This is a genomic window from Pedobacter sp. 10L46_2, assembly GCF_056395165.1.
Window position 1 is genome coordinate 1 of the sequence record NZ_JBFTIZ010000299.1, and the last position, 5,195, is coordinate 5,195.

General features: G+C 37.6%; 4 protein-coding genes. 1 reads left to right on the plus strand and 3 read right to left on the minus strand.

The genetic code is table 11. From position 1 onward, the window contains the following. Nucleotides 1-862 (minus strand): polysaccharide deacetylase family protein (locus tag AC1DDX_RS22990; protein WP_477622657.1); only part of this gene is annotated, 862 nt, incomplete at its 3' end. Further along, the gene (locus AC1DDX_RS22995; protein WP_172659699.1) at nt 862-1,746 is read right to left on the minus strand and encodes a polysaccharide deacetylase family protein; all 885 of its coding nucleotides are present in this window, start codon (nt 1,744-1,746) and stop codon (nt 862-864) included. The genes AC1DDX_RS22995 and AC1DDX_RS22990, both read right to left, overlap by 1 nt. A 132-nt stretch (nt 1,747-1,878) precedes the next feature. Here AC1DDX_RS22995 and AC1DDX_RS23000 point away from each other — a divergent pair, with 132 nt between their 5' ends. After that, entirely contained in the window at nt 1,879-4,383 is a 2,505-nt protein-coding gene (locus tag AC1DDX_RS23000) for a S9 family peptidase (RefSeq protein WP_288878932.1), read from the plus strand. 53 nt (nt 4,384-4,436) lie between these two features. Here AC1DDX_RS23000 and AC1DDX_RS23005 read toward each other — a convergent pair. Beyond that, nucleotides 4,437-5,195 (minus strand): transposase (locus AC1DDX_RS23005; protein WP_477622658.1); only part of this gene is annotated, 759 nt, incomplete at its 5' end.

Consider the following 5,195-nt stretch of genomic DNA (forward strand, 5'->3'; position numbering starts at 1 on the left):
ATACTATGGTAAAGGTTCTTCGCTGTATAAGTTCCATACTATGGTAAAGGTTCTTCGCTGTATAAGTTCCTGGATCAATAATACGTCGGATGGTAAAAAGCGGATTAGTCTCATCTCTCTTTGTTGATAAGATGAATGCCGCTTTAAACCCGTGCTCTTTTAATTTATGTAAGGCTTCTGGTTTCCAAACCCCATATGGATAGGCAAAATATTCAACCTTTTTACCTGTAATTGTTTCTAATGTTTTGGTCGGTTTATCTATTTGTACTTCCCAATCATCATTCGTAAACTCACTGAAATTTTTGTGATTCCAGGTATGGCTTGCGATAACATGACCGTCATCTGCGAGGGCTTTTATTTGGGTTTTGCTCATGTATCTCGGTCTTCCTATAGATACCGTCATGATAAAAAATACGCCCTTAAAACCATATTTTTTTAACTCGGGTGCTGCAACAGTAAACTGATCCAGATCCGTATCATCAAAGCTAATGATGATCGGTTTTTCTGGAAGTTTGCCCCCATAATTCAAATAATCATAAAGCTGGTCTGGTAAAATGGTATGGTAGCCACTATCTGCAAGCATTTTAATATGCTGTTTGAAATTGGCAGGAGGGATAATGTCATCATGCGCCCGTTTCGAATCGCTTGCTTTCCAATCTCTAATTTGATGATAACAAAGAACAGGGACTTCCTTTTTGCTTAAAATCTCGGCCGCGGTAGCTTCCTTTTTAGGTGCCTTACTAGTTTGGGCTGTGTCTTTATCAGGATTACCCGAAGCGGAACTAGTTTGACTTTGACTGGTATATGTGCATGCTGAAGCTAATATCATTAAGCCAGCACCCAGACTTAAAAGTATTTTCATTAGAAACTTTTTACTATGCTGTTATGTAGCGTTTTAGGACTCCAGTAACCACTCGCAATAATTCTTCTTATCGTGTACAACGGATAATTCTGATCGCGTTTATCAGCAAGAGAAAATGCCATCCTAAATCCACGTTTTTTTAGTTCAGGGAAACCTTCAGCATTCCATAAGCCAAAAGGATAAGCAAATTCAGTCATTTTTTTGCCGGTAATCTCTTCCAGTTTTTTGGTAGGCTTATCTAGCTGTTCTTCCCAGTCTTTTCCCTGGTATTTCTTGAAATTCTTATGGTCATAAGTGTGACTGCCAATTATATTGCCATCATCAGAAAGTTGTTTTATCTGCTCTTTGGTCATATAGTCAACAAACTTACCCTTACGGCCAATGGATACTGTCATGATAAAGTAGACTGCTTTAAAACCGTATTTTTTTAGTGTTGGAGCAGCAATTGTAAACTGATCCATGTCTGTATCATCAAAAGTAAACATGATCGGTTTGCTCGGTAATGGAGCGCCCGTATTTAAATAGGCATATAACTGATCAGGTAATATAGAGTGATAACCACTGTCGGCAAGCATTTTAACCTGATCTTTAAAGTTTTGTATTTCAACAATGTAGTCTTTCCCTACTTTGCCATCTGTTGGTTTCCAGTTACGAACCTGGTGATAGCATAAAATAGGTACCTGTTTGCGGGCAAGTATGGTTTTAGCATCAGCAACTTTAATTTTGCTTACATCAATTTTAGCGGCCTGTACTTCTTCCTTTGATGAGGTTTGTGTTAAAGTATCCTTAACATCCGGGTTATCGGTGTTAGTTTGTGATTTAGATTGGCAACTGGCCGTAAAAATTGCCGCTGCAGTTAATAAAGGTAGAAGATGCTGTTTCATTTATGATTATTTGTGGCAAAACTATGAAATCAACCGCTATTTTATTGCATTAACTATCACATTTATTACAAATAAAGATTCATCCTTCTTTAGTATTAATCAATAATTTAGCCGTTTTAATTAACAGTTCAAATGAAGAAACTTTACATTCTATTTTTATTGCTTATTAGTGCAGGTTTTAATGCGGTTTCGCAAACCAAAACTTTTACAATAACAGAAACCACAACCCAGGCACCGAAGGCAAATTATCAGCTTGCCTCAAGGTTTTCGCCCAACAAACTTAAAAAGATCATTTACTCAACGGCTGTTGATCCGCACTGGTTGAAATTAAGTAATCGTTTTTGGTATGAGTATGAAACACCAAACGGTAAGCTTTGGTACCTTGTTGATCCGGTTGCTAAAAGCAAAAAGAAGATTTTTGACAATGCACAGCTTGCTGCAGAAATCACTACAATTATTCGTGATCCTTTTGATGCCCAGCACTTGCCTTTAGAGAATCTTAAGTTTTCGAGTGATGAAAAACAAATCAGTTTTGAAATAAAAAGTACTATTGATGAATTGAAAAAGGATCGTAAGGATAAGAAAGATGCAGATTCAATGCAGAAAAAGATTTTTTATTTTAATTATGATATTGCAAGTGCAAAACTTACCGAAGTCCCAAATTATACCAAGCCTAAAGCAAAGCCGTCTTGGGGTTCGGTTGCACCTGATTCCTCGGCAATTATCTTTAGTAGAAATTACAACTTGTACTGGATGGATAAGGAAAACTATAAAAAGGCTGTGAAAAATGAAGAGGACAGCACCATTGTAGAGCACCAGCTAACAAAGGATGGAGTTAAGTTTTATTCATATGGCAGCGATGGTGATGGCGAAAATAATGAAGAACAAGAGAAAAACAATAAGAAAAGACGCAGAGCTTACGTGTTATGGTCGCCAAATGCAAAATATTTTGTGCTCGACAGAACAGATTCCCGTAAGGTAAAAGACCTTTGGGTAGTAAACAATATTACTGCCGGCAGGCCTACCTTAGAAACATACAAATACCAAATGCCAGGTGAGCCTGATGCACCAATTGATGAACTCCTTTTATTCAATTTTGCCAGCAAAACCTTTAAGAAGCTAAATATCGCTGCTTTCAAAGATCAGAGTGTGTCTGTCTGGGGGGCGCCTCCTTTAAACAAAGATCGTGATAATGAGTTCAGACCTTCTATATGGCTGGGTAATAACAGCAAGATCTATCTTTCGCGTACCAGCAGGGATTTAAAACGAGTTGATGTATGTACCGTTGATATCAATACGGATGTAGTAACTCCGGTAATTGATGAACGTTTTAACACTTATGTAGAAATCAACCGTCCGGGTTTGGTAAACGATGGAAAAGAAATTATCCATTGGTCTGAAAGAGACGGATGGGCTCATTTTTATCTGTTTGATAGTAATGGTAAGTTAAAGAACCAAATTACAAAAGGTGCCTTCCATTGTGAAAGCATAGTGAACATCGACGAAAAAAATAGGGTGTTGTATTTTACTGCAAATGGGCGAGAGGCTAAGGAAGATCCTTACTACCTGCATTTATACCGCATTAATTTTGATGGGTCTGGAATGAAGCTTCTAAATCCGGGAGATTTTGATCATGCAGTAAATATGAACGATGAGAATAAGTTTTTTGTAAATAACTTCTCTAAAGTTAATACGGTTCCTAGATCTGTATTGATGGATAACACCGGTAAAAAAGTAATGGATCTTGAAACTGCTGATCTTTCTTTATTAATGGCTACCGGTTATAAATTTCCGGAACCTTTTAAAGTAAAAGCTGATGATGGCGTTACGGATATTTACGGGGTAATGTATAAACCTTTTGATTTTGACCCGACCAAAAAGTATCCGATCATAGAATATGTATATCCCGGTCCTCAAACCGAGGCTGTAAACAAGTCCTTTAGTAAAAGCATGGATAGAACTGATCGCTTGGCTCAGTTTGGATATGTGGTAATTACAGTAGGGAATAGAGGAGGAAACCCTGCAAGATCTAAATGGTATCATACCTATGGTTATGGAAACTTACGCGACTATGGCTTGGCTGACAAGAAGGCTGCTGTAGAACAACTGGCAGATAGGTACTCATTTATCGATGCCACTAAAGTTGGTATTACCGGCCACTCGGGTGGCGGTTTTATGTCTACAGCCGCAATGCTTGTTTATCCTGATTTCTTTAAAGCTGCAGTATCAAATGCAGGAAACCATGATAACAGTATTTATAACAGATGGTGGAGTGAAAAGCATCATGGTGTAAAAGAAATTGTTTCAGCAAAAGGCGATACTACATTTAAATATAGCATTGATAAAAATCCTGATCTTGCTAAAAACCTGAAAGGTCATTTAATGTTGATGACGGGCGACGTTGATAATAACGTACATCCGGCAAATACCATTAGAGTAGCTAATGCTTTAATGAAAGCAGGTAAAAGATTTGAATTTGTTATTGTACCGGGACAACGCCATGCATTTGGTGATTTAACAGAATATGCTTTCTGGAAGCTGGCCGATCACTTTAATAAATATTTGATTGGCGACTTTTCTCAATCTGACCAGGTTAATGTACTGGAGATGGATAGGGAAGTGGAACAGAAGAAATAAAATAAAAAGTAGCTGCTAGCCCAGTCATGGTCGGAAGAAATTCCGGCCATTTTTTATGTTTTAAAAAACAGGCCTGGGTCTCCTCCGCATTGCACAACGATTAGGGCAATAGCTAAGTCCCTTACTTCCATGGAGAACCGTCTTTTTGCTGTTTTGTAAGTCAATTTATTTGCTTTTTTATATATCAGCACCAACATGGCTGCCATTAATGTCATGTACAACATTACCTGTATTCCGTTCTTATTCAAAGACACAAGGTGGCTCATATTGAGTTCCTGTTTTAGAAACCTAAAAAATACCTCTATATCCCAGCGTCTCCTATATGCTTGAGCCATTTCCTTTGCAGACAGATCAAAATCATTGCTCAAAAACCAATATTTCTTGCCATCCAACTTGCTTTCCACAATAATAAGACGAAAGGGACTATCTACTAGTTCTTCTCTGAAATGTTTATTCCCCTTTTTGTTATTTACCGCTACACCAGTATACAATTGAACTTTAGAGTCCTTTAATAGATTGGATTCGCCTAGATCCAAGTCTTTATTCTCCTGTATAAGCGACTCGAGTTCAACGAATTTCTTATTTTCTTTGGTCCTGCAAATGAATGTTATTGCATTGGAACTAAATGTTTTCATGTTTCTGATTGATTGCAAACCTCTATCCATCACATAAATGTTTTGATGATCTGTTTCTTTCTTCACATGAGCCATTACTGCTTCAGGCAATGCAAGATCTTCACTGGCATAGCCTTTGGAGGTAAATACATTGGATTGACATGGTAATACTCCATCAAAGGCAATACTATATTTCAC

Coding starts and splice junctions, on each gene's coding strand:
- AC1DDX_RS22995 (WP_172659699.1), bottom strand. CDS start 1,746: ATGAAACAGCATCTTCTACCTTTATTAACTGCAGCGGCAATTTTTACG.
- AC1DDX_RS23000 (WP_288878932.1), top strand. CDS start 1,879: ATGAAGAAACTTTACATTCTATTTTTATTGCTTATTAGTGCAGGTTTT.